General features: G+C 41.0%; 24 protein-coding genes and 1 pseudogene. 22 read left to right on the top strand and 3 right to left on the bottom strand.

The genetic code is table 11. The features are described from left to right. Positions 1-142 precede the first annotated feature (142 nt). The 3 genes and pseudogenes from PECL_RS09160 (at position 143) to PECL_RS10320 (ending at position 2,283) form a co-directional block, all read left to right on the top strand. Positions 143-1,246, top strand: a complete 1,104-nt coding sequence (locus PECL_RS09160) for a replication initiator protein A (protein ID WP_014216287.1) — start codon at positions 143-145, stop codon at positions 1,244-1,246. 259 nt (positions 1,247-1,505) lie between these two features. Further along, on the top strand, positions 1,506-1,787 hold the full coding sequence (locus tag PECL_RS09165; protein ID WP_003646131.1) for a type II toxin-antitoxin system RelB/DinJ family antitoxin: 282 nt from the start codon (positions 1,506-1,508) through the stop codon (positions 1,785-1,787). Continuing rightward, positions 1,777-2,283 (top strand): annotated as a pseudogene (locus PECL_RS10320) (hypothetical protein). The gene PECL_RS09165 and the pseudogene PECL_RS10320 overlap by 11 nt, the downstream one beginning before the upstream one ends. On the opposite strand, the gene PECL_RS09175 reads toward PECL_RS10320, so the two are convergent. Then, the gene (locus tag PECL_RS09175) at positions 2,273-2,551 is read right to left on the bottom strand and encodes a hypothetical protein (RefSeq protein WP_014216289.1); all 279 of its coding nucleotides are present in this window, start codon (positions 2,549-2,551) and stop codon (positions 2,273-2,275) included. The pseudogene PECL_RS10320 and the gene PECL_RS09175 sit on opposite strands and share 11 nt — an antisense overlap. A 22-nt stretch (positions 2,552-2,573) precedes the next feature. Beyond that, positions 2,574-2,801: a hypothetical protein gene (locus PECL_RS09180; RefSeq protein WP_014216290.1), complete on the bottom strand. Its 228-nt coding sequence runs from the start codon at positions 2,799-2,801 to the stop codon at positions 2,574-2,576. 251 nt (positions 2,802-3,052) lie between these two features. On the opposite strand from PECL_RS09180, the gene mobQ reads away from it, so the two are divergent. The 19 genes from mobQ (at position 3,053) to PECL_RS09275 (ending at position 20,396) form a co-directional block, all read left to right on the top strand. Beyond that, positions 3,053-5,113: a MobQ family relaxase gene (gene mobQ / locus PECL_RS09185; protein WP_014216291.1), complete on the top strand. Its 2,061-nt coding sequence runs from the start codon at positions 3,053-3,055 to the stop codon at positions 5,111-5,113. A gap of 82 nt (positions 5,114-5,195) precedes the next feature. Further along, positions 5,196-5,525 carry a hypothetical protein gene (locus PECL_RS09190; RefSeq protein WP_014216292.1) on the top strand — a complete coding sequence of 110 codons (330 nt, stop codon included), beginning with the start codon at positions 5,196-5,198 and terminating at the stop codon, positions 5,523-5,525. A 13-nt stretch (positions 5,526-5,538) separates the two neighbouring features. Continuing rightward, entirely contained in the window at positions 5,539-6,153 is a 615-nt protein-coding gene (locus tag PECL_RS09195) for a hypothetical protein (RefSeq protein ID WP_014216293.1), read from the top strand. 1 nt (position 6,154) lies between these two features. Beyond that, positions 6,155-6,493: a CagC family type IV secretion system protein gene (locus PECL_RS09200; protein WP_014216294.1), complete on the top strand. Its 339-nt coding sequence runs from the start codon at positions 6,155-6,157 to the stop codon at positions 6,491-6,493. 20 nt (positions 6,494-6,513) lie between these two features. Continuing rightward, positions 6,514-6,876 (top strand): hypothetical protein, encoded by a 363-nt coding sequence (locus PECL_RS09205; protein WP_014216295.1) that lies wholly within the window; start codon positions 6,514-6,516, stop codon positions 6,874-6,876. Next, positions 6,845-7,504, top strand: a complete 660-nt coding sequence (gene trsD, locus PECL_RS09210; protein ID WP_014216296.1) for a TrsD/TraD family conjugative transfer protein — start codon at positions 6,845-6,847, stop codon at positions 7,502-7,504. The genes PECL_RS09205 and trsD overlap by 32 nt, the downstream gene beginning before the upstream one ends. Before the next feature lie 11 nt (positions 7,505-7,515). Continuing rightward, entirely contained in the window at positions 7,516-9,531 is a 2,016-nt protein-coding gene (locus PECL_RS09215; RefSeq protein WP_014216297.1) for a VirB4 family type IV secretion system protein, read from the top strand. Further along, the gene (locus PECL_RS09220; RefSeq protein ID WP_014216298.1) at positions 9,524-10,942 is read left to right on the top strand and encodes a type VII secretion protein EssB/YukC; all 1,419 of its coding nucleotides are present in this window, start codon (positions 9,524-9,526) and stop codon (positions 10,940-10,942) included. Before PECL_RS09215 ends, PECL_RS09220 begins: the two co-directional genes overlap by 8 nt. Continuing rightward, positions 10,943-12,097, top strand: a complete 1,155-nt coding sequence (locus PECL_RS09225) for a phage tail tip lysozyme (protein ID WP_014216299.1) — start codon at positions 10,943-10,945, stop codon at positions 12,095-12,097. It begins immediately after the preceding gene. Between the two features lie 13 nt (positions 12,098-12,110). After that, entirely contained in the window at positions 12,111-12,728 is a 618-nt protein-coding gene (locus PECL_RS09230; RefSeq protein WP_014216300.1) for a SadB/YajI family lipoprotein, read from the top strand. After that, positions 12,715-13,083: a thioredoxin domain-containing protein gene (locus PECL_RS09235; RefSeq protein WP_014216301.1), complete on the top strand. Its 369-nt coding sequence runs from the start codon at positions 12,715-12,717 to the stop codon at positions 13,081-13,083. Before PECL_RS09230 ends, PECL_RS09235 begins: the two co-directional genes overlap by 14 nt. Before the next feature lie 2 nt (positions 13,084-13,085). After that, positions 13,086-13,556, top strand: coding sequence for a hypothetical protein (locus PECL_RS09240; protein WP_014216302.1), 471 nt, complete (start codon positions 13,086-13,088; stop codon positions 13,554-13,556). A gap of 1 nt (position 13,557) precedes the next feature. Continuing rightward, on the top strand, positions 13,558-15,111 hold the full coding sequence (locus tag PECL_RS09245) for a VirD4-like conjugal transfer protein, CD1115 family (RefSeq protein ID WP_014216303.1): 1,554 nt from the start codon (positions 13,558-13,560) through the stop codon (positions 15,109-15,111). Between the two features lie 14 nt (positions 15,112-15,125). Next, entirely contained in the window at positions 15,126-15,500 is a 375-nt protein-coding gene (locus PECL_RS09250) for a hypothetical protein (protein ID WP_014216304.1), read from the top strand. Between the two features lie 5 nt (positions 15,501-15,505). Continuing rightward, positions 15,506-16,363: a conjugal transfer protein TrbL family protein gene (locus PECL_RS09255; RefSeq protein WP_014216305.1), complete on the top strand. Its 858-nt coding sequence runs from the start codon at positions 15,506-15,508 to the stop codon at positions 16,361-16,363. Positions 16,364-16,377: 14 nt separating this feature from the next. After that, positions 16,378-16,788, top strand: a complete 411-nt coding sequence (locus PECL_RS09260; RefSeq protein ID WP_014216306.1) for a hypothetical protein — start codon at positions 16,378-16,380, stop codon at positions 16,786-16,788. A 6-nt stretch (positions 16,789-16,794) separates the two neighbouring features. After that, the gene (locus PECL_RS09265) at positions 16,795-18,930 is read left to right on the top strand and encodes a type IA DNA topoisomerase (RefSeq protein WP_014216307.1); all 2,136 of its coding nucleotides are present in this window, start codon (positions 16,795-16,797) and stop codon (positions 18,928-18,930) included. Between the two features lie 122 nt (positions 18,931-19,052). Beyond that, positions 19,053-19,268: a hypothetical protein gene (locus PECL_RS09270; protein ID WP_014216308.1), complete on the top strand. Its 216-nt coding sequence runs from the start codon at positions 19,053-19,055 to the stop codon at positions 19,266-19,268. A gap of 3 nt (positions 19,269-19,271) precedes the next feature. Beyond that, positions 19,272-20,396 (top strand): ImmA/IrrE family metallo-endopeptidase, encoded by a 1,125-nt coding sequence (locus PECL_RS09275; RefSeq protein ID WP_014216309.1) that lies wholly within the window; start codon positions 19,272-19,274, stop codon positions 20,394-20,396. A 156-nt stretch (positions 20,397-20,552) separates the two neighbouring features. Here PECL_RS09275 and PECL_RS10085 read toward each other — a convergent pair whose 3' ends face one another. After that, on the bottom strand, positions 20,553-20,642 hold the full coding sequence (locus PECL_RS10085; protein WP_021353390.1) for a putative holin-like toxin: 90 nt from the start codon (positions 20,640-20,642) through the stop codon (positions 20,553-20,555). Positions 20,643-20,934 lie beyond the last annotated feature (292 nt).

Here is a 20,934-nt window from a genome sequence, read left to right on the forward strand (position 1 = left end):
TGAAACTACAAAGCCGATCACGACCAATGTTCGCTTTGTAATTCAGTTAGAGCATATCAGATTTGTATTTTAAAGCAAATCAAATGTTTTAGCAACTCTCTTTTGAGACAGCGTGTGTCAGTCAAGAAGGGGAGTTTTTATTATGACACAATTTAATTTTATTCAATCACAAAATGCTTATGGAACTAAGTTTTTTCAACTACCACAGGTATTATTATATGGCGAAAAATATAAAGAACTAAGTGACAGTGCGAAATTAGGTTATGTAGTTTTGCGTGATCGTTTGGAATACTCATTGCAAAATAATTGGATAGATGATGAAAATAGAGTGTACTTTATTTTTACCAATCATGAATTACAAAATTTATTTGGTTGGAGTGACCGAAAAATATCAAAAGTAAAAAAGGAGTTGGAAGAAGCAGGACTGTTATTCCAAATCAATCAAGGATTTGATCCCAAGAAAAAGAAAAATTTACCCAATCGACTTTACCTTGCTGATTTGGAAGTTACAGCAAAAGACGTGTATATTAAACAGGATTTCGCTAATAAAACGGCTGGAACCCTTGATACAAGCGGACTAGCACAAATGCAAGCTCGACAAGAAAAAATCAAAACGGCTGGAACCCTTGATACAAGCGGACTAGCACAAATGCAAGCTCGACAAGAAACGGCTGGAACCCTTGATACAAGCGGACTAGCACAAATGAGACACAATCTATATAATACTAATAACTTAGATACTAATAGATACAATATAGATACTCAAAAGTTGGACTTTTCCACAGCCCATTTTTCACCAGCAGAAATTCAAAAACAAAACCAGGATTTGGTGAACCATGCTAATGACTTCTTAACTGATGAAGACAGTGGCTTACCGGTTTTCTTAGAACCCGAAGCCGTGCAATTACTAAGTTTCTGGTGCCGCACTCCGCAACAAATGCGGCGCTTCATTGGCATTATCTTAAATGCTAAGTACCGAGTTGAGAAAGATCACAAAGATATTGGTGTCATAATCCCACTTGATGATGAGGAACTGAAACCTTTAATGACTAAAGCCTTGAGACGGTACTTTAACGCCCTGAGAAGCAATGAGAAGCACATCAAGAATGTTGAGAACTACTTATACGGCACCATGCAAAACCTATTTGGCGTTTGGTGGAATAAACAAGCGGCTAGAGAATATGCGGCCAAACACCCCGAAGAAGAAAAGTCGGCCGACAACGATAACAGTGGGTTGTACTACTAGTCCTAAAAGGCTACAAAATCCTTTCTAAGCAGTTTTAAGACTTGCTAACCTATTTATGCTTAAGCTAGATTTAAATGGCTTAAACAGAAGAATAGGGGCTTTTAAAGGAGTGCCAGAGCTAACCAGGCTAACCAGCTCAAAAGTTTAGCCTTCAGATCAACGCCAAGCTCAAGTGATTTGAGGCTAGGGCTTTATCTATTGATAAGGTACTCAAGAGGTAGTATAATGGTAGTAGTAAAATGAAGGAGATGAGACAATCATGGCAGTTAAGGAAAAGAAACGGGTCCAAGTCAAGATTGATAAAGATTTGGCCGATGATACCGAAGCAGTTTTAAGCGAATTGGGCTTAAATCCAACCACGGCCATTAACATGTTTTACAAGCGGATTGTTGCTAATGGTGCTTTACCTTTTAATGTGTCTTTAAGCGAAGAAGAAAGAGCTAATTTACGCTTTTTAAAGGCGACCGAAGGGACACCAGTCACCGAGTTCAAAGACGCTAAAGAGGTCGCTGATTGGCTCAACGATCCAGATGAGGACTAATGACTTAGTCAGCCTATACGTTAGTTTTGTAGAAACTAACGATGGCAAGTCTCGACCAGTTTTAATTCGTCGGGTATCATAACAGACGGTCGAGGCTTTTAAAATTACTAGTCAGTATGAAAAGAAGTCGGCTTATATCAAGCAACAATATTATCCGATTCAAGATTGGCAATCCGCTGGGTTGAAGAAACCTTCCTGGGTCGATCTTGGTAATATTTATCGCTTTCCCAAAGCCGGTTTAAACTTTAAAGAAATCGGTCATTTAAGTAAGCTAGATCAAAATAAAATTTCAGATTTTACGCTTGACCTAAAATCAAAAAGAAGAGGTAAGGGTCAAAAGATAATTCAACAGCGATCAAGTAAAAGGAAGCACAAAGAAAGTAAAGCAGAGCTTACACAAAGAATTCAAAAACAGTTAAAAGACTTTGCTAAACACAATCCAGAAGTTAAGCCAAAAAACAATCCTGAAAATAAAAACGATCGGCCTAGTTATTAGGTTGATCGTTTTTTAATTTATCCGGTTTATTGGCGTTAACATAGTCAGCAAATGTTTTTAAAAGTTCTTCGGTTTGTTCGACCGAGAGGTTATTAGCTTGAAAGTACTTTTCTAATAAAGCCCCTTTTTGAATTAATCGGCGAGAACGGGCTTTGCGGGCTTGTCGATTTTCATAGTATTTAGATTGCCGTAATTTAAAATCTTCCCGCTCAATTTTTTGTTTTAAACGCGCTTGCTGCTCGACTAGTTTTTCATATTGATTAGACATGGAATTTCCCCATCTCGTATGGCTAATGATCTACGGGATTTACCTTTAAAAATTCAGAAAATTGCTTGGCTAAAAGCTTAATCTGATCGTTAGACAAATTAGCATAATCTAAATTGGCTTGACTGATGATTTGTTTACCTAGCCGTTGTTCAATCTTATTTTTTTCGTCCTTAATTTTTTGATTAAGGGCTTTTAATTTAGCTTCTTGTTTTTCTAAGTTACTTTGAGACATAACGATCCCTCCAATCATATTAGAAATAATCATCGAAACTATATCATGAGGGAAACGTTAAGTCAAAGTATACAATTTGAAATAGCGAAGCGGAAGGCATACACTAAGTTAAAGTTAAGAGAATCAGAAGACTGAGTGAAACGAGGTCAATGCGCACTTACACGTCATCTTTGATGACGTTGTGCTAAACCCATTAAAACCTGTATTAGAAGTCGCCGATGGCGACAACAAAGTCAAGCCCATAGAATCAAAGAAAGAAGGTGACTGACATGGCAATCTTTCACATGAGTTTTAGTAATATTAGTGCTGGTAAAGGACGAAGTGCGATTGCCAGTGCCGCTTATCGAAGTGGTGAAAAATTATTTGATAATCAAGAAGGCCGACACTATTTTTATGCCCGCTCGGTTATGCCAGAAAGCTTTATTTTAACTCCCGAAAATGCGCCAGAATGGGCGAGTGATCGAGAGCAGTTGTGGAATGAAGTTGAAAAGAAAGATCGTAAATCAAACTCACGGTATGCAAAAGAATTTAACGTGGCTTTACCGGTAGAATTAAGTGAATCCGAACAGAAAGAATTACTGACAAAATATGTGCAAGAAAATTTTGTCGATCAAGGTATGGTAGCTGACGTAGCAATTCATCGCGACCACCCAGATAATCCGCACGCTCATGTGATGTTAACCAATCGCCCATTTAACCCCGATGGTACTTGGGGACAGAAAACAAAAACCGAATACATTTTAGATAGTCATGGTAATAAAACTAAGACCCCTGCAGGGAATGTGAGAAACCGAAAAATTTGGTTGGTTGATTGGGATAAAAAAGAAAAAATAACTGAATGGCGGCACAATTGGGCGGTTAGTGTAAATCAAGTTTTAGAGCAAAAAAATATTCCCGATCGGATCAGCGAAAGATCATTTATCGAGGAGGGAATAGATGATACCCCAATGCAACATGAGGGAATCAATAGTAAGCGGCATGAAAGAAAAGAATTTAACCAACAAGTTAAGGACTATCGCAAGGCCAAAGCCAGTTATAAAAATAACCAAGAAAAAGTAATCAATAGAGGTCATTTAGATAGCCTAAGTAAACACTTCTCGTTTAATGAAAAACGGGTAGTTAAAGAGTTAAGCCATGAACTGAAAACTTATATCAGTTTGGAGCACTTAGATGATAAGCGGCGCATGCTATTTAATTGGAAAAACAGCACCTTAATTAAACATGCGGTTGGTGAAGATGTGACTAAACAATTATTGACAATTAACCAACAAGAAAGCTCACTCAAAAAAGCAGATGAACTCTTAAATAAAGTGGTTGATCGCACGACTAAAAAACTTTATCCAGAGCTTAATTTTGAACAGACCACGCAAGCTGAAAGACGAGAATTAATTAAGGAAACCGATAGCGAACAAACAGTTTTCAAGGGTAGTGAATTAAACGAACGTTTAATGAACATTCGTGATGATTTGTTGACCCAACAATTATTGACCTTTACTAAGCGGCCATACGTTGGTTTTAAGTTATTAATGCAACAAGAAAAGGAAGTCAAAATCGAGCTTAAATATACGCTGATGATTCATGATGATAGCTTAGAAAGTCTAGAACACGTTGATCAAGGTCTACTAGAAAAGTATTCACCAACCGAGCAGCAAAAGATTACTCGCGCAGTCAAAGATTTGCGAACAATCATGGCTGTTAAGCAAGTTATTCAAACGCAATACCATGAAGTATTGAAAAGGGCCTTTCCCAAAGGCGATTTAGATGAATTACCAATGACTAAACAGGAACAAGCCTATACAGCCGTGATGTACTATGATCCTGTTTTAAAGCCATGTCAGGCTGAAACAATTGAACAGTGGCAAGCAAATCCACCACAGGTGTTCAGTCCCCAAGAACATAAACAAGGACTAGCTTATTTATCGGGACAGCTTAGCTTAGATCAGTTAGAAAATCATCACTTACAACGGGTTTTAAAGCATGATGGCACTAAACAACTCTTTTTTGGCGAATGCAAAGCCGATCCGACGATTAAGAACAGTCAGATCGAGAAAATCCAAAAGCAGTTAAAAGGGCAACAAGCCAAGGACGACCAGTACAGAAAAGAAAATATCGGACATTATCAACCGCTAAATTACAAGCCAGTTAGTCCAGACTATTACTTAAAGACGGCCTTTAGTGACGCGATCATGACTGTTCTATATGCTCGTGATGAAGATTACCAACGACAAAGACAGGCGCAAGGTTTAAAGGAGACTGAGTGGGAAATGACGAAAAAGCAACGGCAACACCAAACTCGAAACCGGCATGAAGATGGGGGTATGCACTTGTAAGATAAATGTAATAATTAAATGGTATCAATGCACCTATTTATGTGCTAAACTAAAGCTAAAATAAAGAAAGGAGAATCCGCATGTGGCAAACAAACAAAAATGGCATAGTTTAGCACAAGCAAGTCGTGAATTAGGACATGGGCGCAACTATGTTAGTGCTTGGTTGAGCAGACATAGAGAAGAGTTTCCGGAAGAATTAATGCTTGGTTCTGGGAAAAGCAAGTTAATATCTGATGAAGGGATAGAGTGGATTAAGAAGCATATAAAAAAAGAGGGCGTCCTCGTCAGCAGTAGAGTTGCTAACGGGGATCAGCACCTAGAAATACGCCTTCTAGGTGTCACCCTCCTAATAATCCATTTTACAGGGCGGGATAGGGGAACGTCCAGAGAACAATTATCCCGATTGATTTAAAGGAGGTGATCCAATGAAAGTAGAAAGCTGGCAGGGCATTAATGGCAAGCTAATTCATAATGGCCAGAAAGCTATCGTGGTTAAAGACGAACAAGAATTGGCGGATCAAGACAAGTTACAAGACCGATTGAAACAGGAAGGTAAACCAATTGACGAGGTACGGAAAGCATTAATCAAAAATACCGTTAAGCGTCAGATTAAGACCGACCCATTAAAAATCAGTAGTTGGTTTAATCGTCATCAAGACAGCAAGAACGCCAAAAAGGCCGAAAAATTGGTGAGTGACAAACCGACCCATCAATATAAGCAGATCAGAAATGAAATGACCTTTTTTGGTGAGAGTTTCCTGGAAGGTTTCTTAGGCTTCTATGGCTTAGAAGTTGATAACGCCTTAGGCCGTTATGAACATAACTTGCATGTCCTAGAGACCCAAGAGTTAGGCCAGTCAGAAAAAGAGTATTACTTAGCCACGAGTGAAAATGGCCACGTCAGATTAGCCACCGACCCATTACCAAGCCAGCAAATTGCCGAGGAACAATTGAACAAGTTCTATCAGCGTGAGCCAGAAGAAACGCAGGCAGAACAAATTCAATTACGAACATCAGAAGACGATAGGAAGGAGGAATAACATGTCAAAATACAGAAAAATGAAAGCGCTAGCAACTACTGGAGCTACTGCGATTTATTTGGGCTTAATGAACGCCCAGGTTGTTTTGGCGGCGGGCGGTGGCGAAGTTAAAAGCAAGCTCACCCAAGCTGGTAAGACGATTCAAGGTATTTTAACCGGATTGGTCGTTTTAGTTGGGATTTGTGTGGCGCTATTTATTATTATCAAAAGAATGCCTGACGCAGACGATCCCCGGGAAAAGTCCGAAGTTTACCACGCGGTTGGTCGAGTAGCTGGCTTAGTGGCCTTGGCGGCGGCCATTATCTGGATCTTACCTTGGGTTTACAGTCTATTTACCTAATTTAAAAAGGAGCCTGCCAAATGAAGAAAGGCAAAGAATTTATCTTCCCAGAAAACGTGGATAAAGATTACGGGATCTGGAAAGACTACACCTTGAAGGATTTTGGCTATGCGGCGCTGGCAGGACTAGTGGGCTTAATTTTTATTGCAATCCCACCCTATGGTCTGATCTTAGTCCTGATAAAAATAGTGATTGTTGTCTTAGCCATGACGATTGTCATGGCTATTTTAACAATTAGGCCAGTTGCGGCGCGGAAGAATATTAAAGTGCGGGATAACTTTAAGCTGAAACGCCGCTATGCCAATGGTCAGAAACTGTTTTATTTAAAACCGAAGAAGCGAGGTGAACTAAATGCGTTTGAAGAAGAACAAAATCGCCAATAAATCAGCCAGGCTAGATTGGGATTACCAACCGCCCAAAATCAATGGTGGCAAAGAAACCATTGATGACATGAGCTTGGTGGTGGGTATGTATGGTAATTACGAAGTTACCAAAACGGGTAATCTCGCTGGCATTTTGGAAGTTAGTGGGATCAACCTTGATCTACTTAATGAAACCGAACAGCAAGACGTCTTTGAGGACTATGGCGCCTTTCTCATGAGTACCTTAGGTGAAGGGGTTGATGACACCTTACAGTTCTTAGAGCCGACAATTCCCGTCAATATGACAGCTTATCTCAATGGTCTCAAACGGCGGTATCTCGCTTTACAAAAAGATAACCCCGAGCAACAGTTCAAAATCCAGCTCATAGCCAGTTATTTGGATCACTTTACTAAAGTCCAAGAATCCAAAAACATGACAACTAAGCAACATCTGCTAATCGTTAAGGTGCCAATTAAAGACAAAAGTGTTAAGAGCTTAAACCTAGCGGTCACTCATTTAGACGAAAAGATCGAACAGGTTAAGCGGGATATTGAAAATGCGTTAACGGACTTTGATGTAACGGCCAAAGTGTTGACTAGTCAAGAAGTCCAAGAGATTTTAAAGAACTTGATCAATTTTAATGGATAGGGGGAAACAAAATGAATTTTGGTGATAAAGTCATTGATTTGTTCATGCCAACCAAGAAAGAAAGTCAGCAAAATAGTGAACCAGCGGTTAATAAACAAAAACCGGAGGTTGAAGACTTTACCAAGCTGATTGATCGCGATAGCTTGCATTCACTATTCCCGTTTAGCTGGGAACAGTACCCTACCTACGTCCAGTCGGGTGAGAATTTTATTCGGGTGTTAGCAATCGCTGACTATCCTAAGCGGGTGTATGGCAATTGGTTATCAGAATTGAAGCGCAAAAAAGGCGTTATCGATATTGTGCAGTATATCGAGAGCGCCAGTAACAATTCAATGATTACCTATTACAAGAAGACGATTCAAAATAAGGAAGCGCAGAAGCTGAATACGTTCGACCCGTATAAAAAGAAGATTCTGCAAAATTATATTGATTCAGCCAACATGCAACTAGATAAATACCTTGATAATTCTACCACATTTGTCTATCAACATATGTTGGTTTATCTGCGGGCTAACAGTTTAGCAGAATTAGATGACTTAACCGAGAACGTCAAGAATACGTTGATTAAAATACAAATGAAGCCCTTAGTGCCCGTTAAAGCAACTTTCCAAGCTTTTTGGTCAACAATGCCGATTAATGAAAACTTAATGAGTGATTATACGTATAAGGAAAGCAATACCGAGGTTGCTAGCTCAATGTTTCCATTTGACGACGCAGAAATTCTAGACCTGAAACCAAGAAGTGATATTGAGGGTGTCAACAAGGACACAAATAGTTTAATTGCAGTTGATATGTTGGATCGTAACAAGACCTTGAACCAGAATATGGTTGTTATTGGTACTTCCGGTGTGGGTAAAACAACCTACATGATCCAGAAGATTTTAAGATATGCCATTCAAGACTATCAAATTTATATCATTGATCCAGAAAATGAATATACCAAAATTGTCGAAGCCCTAGGTGGGGCAGTCCTGCACCTAACTTCTAATGCTAAGTACAAAATTAATCCAATGCAAATCTTTTCCGAGGAAATTTTGAGTGCTGATGAAGCCGTGACAAATCTTGATGAATTGGTAAAAGATAAAATTCAACGTCTGAAAGGTTTCTTTGAAGTCCTTAAAACCGGGATTACCCAAGTTGAACTGGCAATCCTTGATGATGTCGTTAAACAAGCTTACGTCAACAGTGGCATTTTAAAATATAGCCGCTTAAAAGAAATTAAAGACGATCAGTGGCCGACCTTATCCAATGTTTATGACGAGTTGGAGAAACTGGCAGATAAGGACGCCGACAAATTCAATCGGGTTAAAGACTTCTACTACATCTTAGGTAGTTATACCCATGGTTCTAACAGCCTATTTGACGGCCACACCAACGTTAACTTAAAAGGGAAAATCATTTCCTTTGATTTAAAGCCCCTACAAAGTGAACAGGAAGTCCAATCAGCGGCCTACTTGAATACCTTCCAGTATTTGTGGGACGAAATCACCAAAGATCGGCATAGCCGCAAGAAATTGTTTGTTGATGAATTTCACTTTTTGACCTTGCACAAAGCGGCCGCCACCTTTTTCCACCAAGCATACAAGCGGTTTAGAAAGTACAATGCCGGAGCGATCGCCGGAACACAGCAAATTCAAGATGTGATCGAAGGCACGACAGATACCGGGCAGAACATTGGGGAAGCAATTATTGGGAACTCCTATACCAAAGTATTCTTTGGTCTTGACGGTAAAGGCGTTGATGATGTGATTACCAAGTTAAGAATGACGTTCTCGGATAAAGAAAAGAAGCTACTAGAACGTCGTAGACAAGGCGAAGCCCTGATGATCTATGGTAGCCAACGCGCCTTTATGAAAGTTGAATTGACCGAAGAAGAATTACGACTAATCGACCCAGAAGCTTACCAAGAAAAATACAATCGTGAGACAGCCGAACAACCGGATTATCAAAAGCGCGTGATCTTAACTCCCAGTGAAATTGACGCTTTAACTACCACCGAGGAGGAAGGAGGGACTTTAAATGAGTAAACCAAACCAGTTATTGAATATCGAGGTTGGCACCTTCAAGCGACAGGGAAACCAGTTAATTCTCGAACTCAATCACAATCAGTTTCGATATGACCAGTTGAGTGAGCTAAACGAATTAAAGGAAGCTGATGCCAAGTTCTTGCAGTTAGTCAACGTGGTTGAGCAAGGCCAGAAGGTCGTTTTAACTTATACCTTGCCGGATAAGGTCAGATCATTAAAGGAATTACCGCAGGAAAATAAGGCGATCCGGTCAGCGATTGCCAAGAAAATTATGGCGCAAAAGGTGGTTAACGATAGCCAGTATCACGTTGCGTTGAACCCAGCTAACCTGTGGTATTACCCCATGCAACATGTTTGGTACGCCTACCGGGCCAATGAACTCATGCCTTATGATGATAAACATAGCAATTTAGCCAAATACAAAGCGCTGATTCTATTTTGTTTGACGGGGACGCCCTATGAACGGCTACTAAGCAATCCTAAAGAAGCCCTAGCCAAACACCCGGACGACTATTTACAACAAGTAGCTAAAGCTACGTCGTTAAATGAGTTAACGGAAGTGGTTAACGGCATTGAGGACTTTGTGAGCTATCACGAATGGCAGGCAGTTGAAACGGCCCAGCAGAAAACCAAACAACGTTTATGGTTGAGTGTGGCCGGAGTGGCGATTGTGGCCGTTTTGGCCGTCGGCTTAGTCCATAAAAGTGACGAAAGAAAGTATCAAAGCTTAGCTAACCAGAACCAAGCCCAAGTCACGCGATTAAAATATAGCGGTCAAATTCAGACCGCTTTAAATGATCATAAGTGGTCAGAAGCACAAAAAGATATGCAACGAGCCGGCTATCCTGCAACTAAGCAAGTCAATGTCTTTTTAAAGCATGGTCAGTACCAGCAAGCCTTAAACGTTGACCCAAGCCAGTTGAATAAGGTTGTCAACACGGCTTATGCCAACAAGGATAGCGGGCAGGTTGCCAAGTGGGAATTGCCAACTAAGGCGACAAGCAAGCAAAAAGATCAATTGAAACTCGAAAAAGCGATTGTTAATTATGATACCAATACGCTTAATAACCAATTATCCTTTACGACGAACGCTGATGTTTTATTGAGAATGGGACAAGCCTTCCTAGCCCATAACGATACGCAAGACGCCCAGACCGTCCAAACCAAATTAGCCGGTGTGAATAGTCCTAAAGCTAAGTATTTAAAAGCCCTGTTAAGTCTCAATGCCGCTAAGAACGAAGTTAGCGACGCCCAAAAGAAGTTAGATGACGCCAACAAGATTGATGGCAGTAAAGATAAGGATAAAGATAAGAAGGTGGATTCGGCTAAGTCGGACTTAAAGAATGCGCAGAGTGACCAATCAGCAGCGCAAAAACAAGTCGATCAGGCCAAGCACAAAGTGGGTGATTAAATGCAAGTACTGTCTTTCGAATATAAGAAAAAGAAGTGGAAGTTGATTGCTTATATTGTGGGCGGCGCCATTCTGCTAATCATCTTGTTAATTGCGGCAGTAACAGGTCAATTGCAAGAAAACAGTTGTGATAACTCAACCACTACAGAAACGCAATTAGATAGTAAGAGCATGACAGAAAATGCCAAAAACATCTATGCCCACTGGAAACAAAAGTATGGTGCCACCCCACAAGCGGCCGCCGGTATCTTGGGGGTCTTACAACTAGAAAGTCGCCTTGATCCTAAGTCCGTTAATTCCAGTTCCGGGGCCACGGGCTTAGCCCAGTGGTTAGGTGGTCGAAAAGATAAACTGGAAGATTTAGCCCATAAAGAAAATAAACCAGCGACCAATCTCGGGGTACAGTTGGATTATCTCGACCAAGAATTGAACAGTAGTTACTATGCGTCAAACAAGCAGATCTTTAAATATACGGACGTGCATAAAGCGACCAAATCCTGGTTAATGGATTATGAGGGTATGAGTAAGAACCCGGAACAATGGTATTTAAGCCAAAGATACGGTTATGCCGATCACTGGTATTCCGTGTTTGGGGCGAGTGATCCCGTGGCCGGTAATACGTTAGACAATGCGAGTTCCGGCGATCTGACCGATCTAGGTTGTGATAGTGACCCGAGCTATTCCGGCGGTAGTATCGTTAAAAACGCAGAAAGTATGAAAGGCGATTTCTACTATGTTCAAACCCACCCCAGCCCCGATTTAGGCAGTGATTTAAAGAATCCCAGCAAAACTGGTGGAACTGATTGTTCGGGCTTTGTCTGGTTAGCGCTTAATAAAGCTGGTTACAAGGTACCGGCCAACATGGGCTGGTTTACCGGCACGATGGCTAGTGACGCCAAAGGTAGCCATCAATATTTGAAACAAATCAGTGAAAATGACGCGAAAGCCGGCGATATTGTGATTGTTAATCAAGGCGCCGGGGCCGGCAACAACGGGCATACCGCCATTCTGCTAGGCAAATGGCAAGGTAAAGCCACCAAGATCATTGAGCAAGGTGGTGTCGGCGACAAGGTTAACGAAAGCACCTTTGGCACCGCCTTTTATAGCTTATTGAACGGTAGCGATGTAACGTTAGCCCGGCCAATCAAGAAGTAAGGAGGACGAGTAAATGAAACGCAGCATGGTTTTAAGTATTGCGATTGGTAGTTTGATCTTAATCATGTCATTAGGGGCGAATGCCTATCAACATAGCCAAGTTAAACAGGCACAACAGCAGATCAGTCGTTTACAAAAACAGAAGCGCCAAGTTAACCAGCAATTGACTAAAGCCAACCAACAAAAGCAGTTATTGAGCACCCAAATTGACAGTTATAAGACCTACCAAAATAATAAAGACAAAAGTCAGGCTGAACTTAGCTTTAATACGGTAGTCACCAAGTTCTTTAAGGTCATGAACAACTTTAAGCCCAAGACCTACGGACAGCGTAAAGATGGCGTGAAAGACTTGATTTCCGACAAGCTATATCAGCAATACTTTTCAAATAAGGACACGTATGGTGATAGCAATAGTGTTTCAGCTAAGTTAAATCAACTGAACCTGTATACGCAAAGTAAGCAGGGGCAAAATATGAAAGGCTTGGCCGTTGTCAGTTACGAAAGTAAGAGTGGCGACAACGACTGGCAAAAGGCGACGGTACTTTATCAAGTGACTTTCGATACCACCACGGATCGAATCACTGATGTACAGAATCTTGGGAACAGTTTTAAAGCGAGTGACCTTGATTAAAAAAGTAAGCAAAGCCCTAGCGGTGATCGTGGTGATACTTGCAGTATTAGGCTTTGCAGGTCATAGCTATGTGAACCATGTTGAGAAAGAGAAAACAGTTGCGACGCTGGCTAAGCATTCTGATAAAGTTCTGTTCTTTTACCGTGATGATTGCCCGGATTGCCAAGCTATTTTCCACCAGATTTATTGGCATAACGTCATCAGTCACAACATCATTTTGATTAATATGAATCAACCGCAGAATCGGCATTACATTCAAAAATATCAGCTAACGGCGGTGCCAACCTTGATTAGTGGCAATCAACGGTATGTTGGTACCAAGCAGTCGCAAATTAAACGAATCGTAGGTGATTAGAAATGAAAGATAGAAGCATAGCTGTGATTAAAGCTAGTTGGCCGTATCTACTAACGCTAATCATTGGCTTGTATTTAGCGGAGATTTTAGCCGGAGCAGTCATGGCCTTGTCGCACTATAAGCTAACTTTTGCGGATCATATGCCAACCGTATTAAAACAATTAGCCTTGCACCCCTGGCACTATTACAACTTGTATTTGGGTCAAAAGAACCCGGTATTAATTATCGTCAGTATCGCTGTGATCCTGTACACCATTTATTTTGCTTTGAAACGCAATAGCAAGCACAAAGCGTGGGAAACTGCGGACACTGAAACCCACGGGAGTGCGACCTGGGGTGATCTAAAAGAATTAAGTGACCATTACTTTAGTATCAATGCCAAAGACCTCACCACAGCATTTAACAAGAGTACCAAGGCCGAAATTCTCAAATCATTATTGGATCGAGAAAAGTCAGCGAAGGGGGCAGATTAACATGAATGGGACAATTTTGGGGATCGTGGATAAACAGATTGTTTACCAGAATAACAGCACCAAACCCAATCGGAATATCTTTGTGGTTGGGGGACCTGGATCATATAAGACCCAATCAGTCGTCATTACCAACCTGTTTAACGAAACGGAGAACAGCATTGTCGTGACCGATCCGAAAGGTGAATTATACGAAAAGACGGCCGGTATCAAACTAGCCCAGGGTTATCAAGTACATGTCGTCAACTTTGCCAACATGGCGCATAGTGATCGCTACAATCCCTTTGATTATATTCAACGAGATATTCAAGCTGAAACTGTCGCCACCAAGATCGTTCAGAGTGAAAATGCCGAAGGTAAAAAAGATGTGTGGTTCAGTACCCAACGTCAACTTTTGAAGGCACTAATCCTGTTTGTCATGAACCACCGGTCACCAGAACAACGAAATTTGGCGGGCGTGACCCAAGTTTTACAAGAAAACGACGTTGAAGCTGAGGAAAAGGGCGCAGATAGTCCGCTAGACGCCTTGTTTCTTGATTTAACCATGACTGATCCAGCGAGACGCGCTTATGAGTTAGGTTTCAAAAAAGCCAAAGGGGAAATGAAAGCCAGCATTATTGAAAGTTTGCTGGCGACCATTTCGAAGTTTGTCGACAAAGAAGTGGCCGATTTTACCAGTTTTTCGGATTTTGATTTAAAAGAGATTGGCAAAGCCAAAGTTGTGCTATATGTGATTATTCCGGTGATGGATAATACCTATGAAAGCTTCATCAATCTATTTTTCTCACAATTGTTTGATGAATTATACAAATTAGCCGCCGATCATCACGCTAGATTGCCCCATCAAGTCGACTTTATCCTTGATGAATTTGTCAATTTAGGTAAATTTCCAAAGTATGAAGAATTTTTAGCAACATGTCGAGGGTACGGCATTGGTGTCACCACCATTTGTCAAACCTTAACCCAGCTACAAGCCTTGTATGGCAAGGATAAAGCCGAGAGTATCTTAGGTAATCATGCCGTTAAAATTTGCTTGAATGCCGCTAATGATGTGACCGCTAAATACTTTAGTGATCTGTTAGGAAAATCAACCGTGAAAGTGGAAACGGGTAGTGAGAGTACCAGTCATAGCAAGGAAGAAAGCCACAGCAAGAGCGATAGTTACAGCTATACGAGCCGTTCGCTGATGACACCTGATGAAATCATGCGTATGCCCGAAGATCAGAGCTTATTAATCTTTAGCAATGCGCGACCAGTCAAAGCTACAAAAGCGTTCCAATTTAAACTATTTCCAGGGGCTGATCATTTGGTTAACTTGTCACAGAATGAGTATCAAGGCCAACCAGAAGCCAGCCAGGAAACCAACTTTCATCAAAGAGTAGAGAAATGGAAAGCAAAATTAAAGGAGACTGCTCAAAAAAGAGCCGCAAACAAGATGTCTCAAACAGAGGAGGAGCAACAGCAGGACAACCTAGACAGCGACTTAGAGAGGGTTTCAAATAAAGATAGTCAAACAGAGGAGCCAGAAGAGGACGACGATAACAACTTATTTGGCTAATGGAGGACATATTAATGAAAAAATATCGGAAATATATAATTGCTGTGATGACAGTGTTACTGATTGCTGTCGGTCTAAACGCCTGCGGGAAGTCTACAGCACAGGATTTGCAAAGTAATAAATGGTATCTCAACCAAAAAGGACAAAGCTATAAAACCCAATTTAATAAAAAAACAATGATTATTGAAACCCCCTTGATGAATGTAAATGCTAATTATTCAGTCAGTAATACTTCTGGTAAAGAATATTTAAAAGTAAATACTGATGATGAGAAGAATCAAAAATTTGAATTAACTCAAATTAGCGATGGTTATAAAGCTAAAGCAATAAATAAAACTGCCAAAGCAGATGACGGATTAGGAAGCTTTGAATTGCAAAAAAGGAAGTGATAGATATGTTTGTTTTAGGTGATATTTCAGGACTGGTTCAGGGAGCGATTGCTAAGTTTTTTGAATGGGCATTATCTGGTTTGTTGGACGGTTTATTCAACATCTGCAAGGCCATTATTGACCAAGCCAATCAAAGCTTGCCAATTGTTAAAACGTGGTATGCCATCTTCCTGTCCTTTGCGACATCGTTAGTCGTTGTGGTTGTTCTTGGGCGTATTGTGATGACAATTATAAAAGAGGCGGACGAAAGTACCGATGTGACTTGGGCTAATATCATCATGGACGGGATTAAATCAGCGGCCGTGATTCCGGTTTTCGTGTTCTTACAAGGCTTTATTCAAGGTTCAATTACCTTGCCCCTGCTAAAGTATATGTTTAGTTCTGATCAGAAATTCACTGCTAAATCAATTACCGGCATGAATAAAGTTCCTGGGCTAAAAGATGTTGGCATTTCGCTACCCTTACAGATTTTGTTTCTGCTAATCTTCACTGTCGTAACCGTCGTGTTCTTTATCAAGATGTGTGTGTTTGTGGCTGATATGGCTTGGTATAACCTGACAATTCCTTTAGCTGCAATGAGCATGGCGACTGAAAGCTTTGATTATAGTGGCACGTGGTGGAAGAAGTACATTTATTACAATGCTTCTATTATTAGCCAGGTGCTTTGTATGTCACTATCAGTATGGTGTTTCACTAATATGGCTAAATACGGGTTTATTGCTTTTATTGCTTCAATCGGATTCGGTTTTCTGGTGGTCAAAACACCTGACGCCGTTAAAGACTTTTGGGCTTCAACCGGTGTGACTAAAAGTGCTGGTATGGGTGCCATGAGAATGTTTCAAAATTATTTCCGTAACCACTAGGAGGAAAAATAGTTATGAAGAAAATCGCACACTGGTTATTGGAAAAAGCCAAAAAGGATATGCGAACCGACCCTTTTACAACACCTTCCCGGCGGACTAAGCTGTCTTACTATTTTGATACCTTAGTTAGTATGATCTTCTATTTGATGGGAATTTACCTCATGTTAATGGATTTATACCAAGAGCTTTTCACGGCGAACCATACCGATTTTTTAGGAACTGCACTAATGGCCTTAGTTTTACTGCTGGGTGGCTTATTATTCCGTTGGTCAGCCTATGCAGATCTCAAAGCCATCAACCGGTATCAACATTATTTGAAGCAACAATCGATAGAGCAACAACAAGAATTGCGACGTGAAACTTGGTTGAAAGCAGCTGAACAAGGTAAAACAGAATTAGAACAGAAGCTTAATCATAAGGAGTGAATGAACATGACCACTGTTATCTTAGCTGAAAAACCCAGTCAAGCCCGTTCATACGTCCAAGCCTTTCAAAAGAGCACAAAAAAACAGGGTTACTATACGGTTAGTGACCCTGTTTTGCCCGAAAATACATTTGTGACGTACGGTCTCGGACACTTAGTTGAACTAGCCACACCGGATAAATATGATCAGAAATACCAGCAATGGGCCTTATCTAATTTACCGATTTTCCCCGATAAATACAAGTTTGAAGTGTCAGCTAGTAAAAAGGACCAATACGGGATCGTCAAAGACCTGTTAGCAAAAGCCGATACCATTATTGTCGCCACTGATAGTGGCCGAGAGGGTTCTAATATCGCCTGGTCGATCATGAACCAAGCCCAGATTGATGTTAAAAAGAAGACCATTAAACGGCTATGGTTGAATAGTTTGGAAAAAGACGCCATTATTACCGGCTTTAAAAATCTTGGCGATTGGCACAAAGACTACTTAGCGTATAAAGAAGCCCAAACCCGTCAAATTAGTGATTGGTTGATCGGTATGAATGGTAGTCCTTTGTATACTTTATTGTTGAGACAAAATGGGGTGCGCGGGGTGTACTCAATTGGTCGCGTGCAGACGCCAACTTTGTATATGGTTTATCAAAGAGACCAGGCAATCAAGAACTTTAAGCCGGAACCCTATTTTGAACTAAATGCGGAAATTTTAGCTAATCAGCAAAAATTCGTCGCAAAATTAGACCCCTATCAGCGATTTAAAGATGAAGCAAGACTAATAACATTCATGCAAGCTAAGCACGTTCAGAAAGGCTCACAGGCCGGTTTAATCAAGGACGTCCAAAAACAAGGCAAAAAACGAGCTAGTCCACAACTATTCTCACTATCCAGTCTGCAAAGTGCCATGAATAAACGTTATCACGCCAGTGCCAGCCAAACCTTAGCGGCCATTCAAAGTTTATATGAAGCCAAGTTGCTGAGTTATCCCCGAACGGATTGTGCTTATATCACTGATGAAGAATTTGATTATTTAGTGGCTAATCTGACGAAGTATCTGGGTTTGGTCTCTAAGCCAGTCGCTTTAACCAATACCACTCCGAACAAACGCTATGTTGATGGGAAAAAAGTTGAAGAACACTATGCCATTATTATGACTAAAGTCGTCCCGACTAAAGATCAATTAGCTACCTTACCTAAAATACAGCATCAAGTCTATGACTTAGTTTTAAGAACAACGTTAGCGATGTTTGCTGATCCGTACGAGTACGAGGAAACCACCATTATCACCCAAGTTGGTGACGCCAATTTTAAAGCAACCGGTAAGGTCCCAACTAAGCAAGGTTGGCAAGCTTTATTTGATGATCACAAAGCTGACCAGCAAGAGGCAGCCACCCTACCGATCGTTCACCAAGGCGACCAAGTTCAAGCGAATCTGCAAACACCGCAAAAAGAAACGACCCCGCCGGTACCCTTTACCGAAGGGACATTAATTACGGCCATGAAGACCGCTGGCAAAACGCTTGATGATGAAGAAGCCCAGGCGATTCTCAAAGATGTGCAAGGCATTGGGACAAGTGCGACCCGGGCCAATGTGCTGGAAGTGTTAAAAAAACGCGGCTATTTGGTTACTGAAAAGAACAAGCTCCACGTCAGTGAAGCGGGAATTACTTTATGTAAAGCGGTCGAACTCGAACCCTTGTTAACTAGCCCAGAGATGACAGCAAAATGGGAGCAAGCGTTACAACAAATCAGTACCGAAGAACGCACCCCGGATAACTTTTTGAACCAAATCAAAAAGTTCGTGGCAAAATTGATTGCTGAGGTCCCCGCGCAATTGACTGGCAGTTCAGCCATTAAGCAACAAATCAATCACCAACAGCAAGCGCAAAAAGCCGCCGAAGTCTTCTTAGAAACATCGCAAGCGATCGTTTTAAATAAACAGAAGTTTTACATTGTGAAGCCTAAGCAAGGCGAAGACTTTACCTTACCCAAGAAATGGAGCAGCAAAACCCTCGGTAAAACTGCAATCAAAGCCTTAGTCACCAAGGGTGAAACCAGCAAACTAAAGGGATTCAAGAGCAAAAAAGGAAAGTCGTTTGACGCCAAGCTAAAACTTGACGGCCATAAATTAAGTTTTGATTTTGATTAGACCTTACCCTACCGCCCTGCACGTTGTTCCAGTTGGTGAACCCGTCATTTAGGTTTACTTTTTTAAAATCAAAAGTAAACCTAAACAATGGGTAAGATTAGCAAAGCAAAGGAGATCATAAAATGAACAACGAATTAGCAATTTTAGCCAGTGAATTACCCGTTTTGCAGACTAAAGGAACCTACAAGTATTTAAAAGAAATCACTGGTAACGGCGCTTATTATCAAGTAGCCTGGCAAAAATTGTCTGACGGTTACGTTGCCCTTTATGGCACGGCCTCAATTCAAACGAAAGTGGCCCCCATACTGAATGATATTTTTGAAGATGAGGAGGGGTAGACCATGCCGAGTAAAGCAGACGTTAAAGCCTGGAAAGCACAATTAGTCGCTCAGGCTGAACAACAAATCCTAAAATTAACCGATAGTAGCCAATTTAAAAAGTATCTCAATACCCTGGCTAAATTCCATCATTATAGCACTAGAAACATTGATTTAATTTATGCGCAAAATCCGCAAGCCACTCAAGTCGCCGGTTTTAAGCAATGGCAGACGGCTTTTAACCGCACCGTCAACCGGGGCACAAAAGCGATTCGGATTGCGGCCCCGATTATTAAGAAGTTAACACCAGCCGAGCAACAGCGTCTTGATACTACCGGCGAACGGGCCATTGTCGGTTATCGTTATCTACCCGTCTTCGATGTGTCACAAACTAGCGGTGAACCAGTGTTAAGTGCTAAAGACTTTGTCAAAGAAAATTTGGCCGATCATCAGAATGTGACAAGCTTATATAACGCGTTCAAAGATTATTTAAACCAGCAACCCGACCTTAAAGTCAGTGAAGTTCCTTTAGCGACGCTAAATGGGGCTAAGGGGTATTTTCAACCCAGCACTAATGAAATTGTTATTGGTAGTGATGAATCCGATAATGCTTTAAAATTGAAGACGTTATATCACGAATATGCGCATAGCCAGCTACACGGATTAAAATCAGCCTTTAAAGATCGGCCACGAGCCTATCAGGAAACCCAAGCCGAAGCGATCGCGTATGTTGCCATGCAAAATATTGGCGTTGATACCAGCAACTACTCACTCGGTTACGTGGCCACCTGGGCCAAAGATAAAGCCGTAATCCATAGCGCTTTAAGTGAGATCCAGCAAGTGAGCAACAAAGTGATTGAGCTTAGCGATGGCTTGACCAAACAATTAGGCTTACAAGAAGCCCAAAAAGAGCCTGAGCATGATTTAAAAAAGCTATCAGCCCATGATCTTAATAAGTCCTATCAAGGCTTACAACAACAAGTTCAGCAAGCAACTAATTCACAACAAAAAGCACAATTTAAAAACCAGTTACATGAGATACACGAAGAAATCAGTGAGCGAACGCAAAAGCAGCTACAAGCATTTGCTGAACAGAATCCGGGGATCAAACAACCAGAATCCGAACTTGATCAAAGTCTAAAACGTTAGCTAGTTTTTAAAGGTCATGCTATAATGTAATAGAAAAAGGAAGCCTTGCGCTAACAAGACTTCCCATGCAAGCCGCTTCAAAGGCGGTGGCAGAAATTTAATAAACGATTTTAGCTCGTCCTGTGACCTCTACCAAAGTTACACAGGGCGGCTTTTTTATTTGTGGTGCTTGTCGATATAGCTGAGGAGCGCGATTAAAAACGTGCCAAACAGCAACATCAACGAGAGTGTCTGGAAGACGCTCATTGACTGTGAAACCTTCCTGAAGATTATTCCATGTTCCCATGGGCCTCACCTCGCAAGGGAAAAGACAGCCACCGCCCTTAAAACTTCCTGCGTAATCTATTATACAGGTGAATTAAGTATTGACCAAGCACAATAAAAAGCTAAGTTGTGATGATGAAATGATTTTTCATATACTTCCTAATTTAATCAGATTGGTTATTAACAAAACATTTTTTACAATCTACCAATTATCTAATTTTGCTCTGGTACAGTTTGCAAATCTTACAACATGATACTCAACACCAGACAGATT

This window comes from Pediococcus claussenii ATCC BAA-344, from assembly GCF_000237995.1.
In the GTDB taxonomy this organism is placed as follows: Bacteria; Bacillota; Bacilli; order Lactobacillales; family Lactobacillaceae; genus Pediococcus; species Pediococcus claussenii.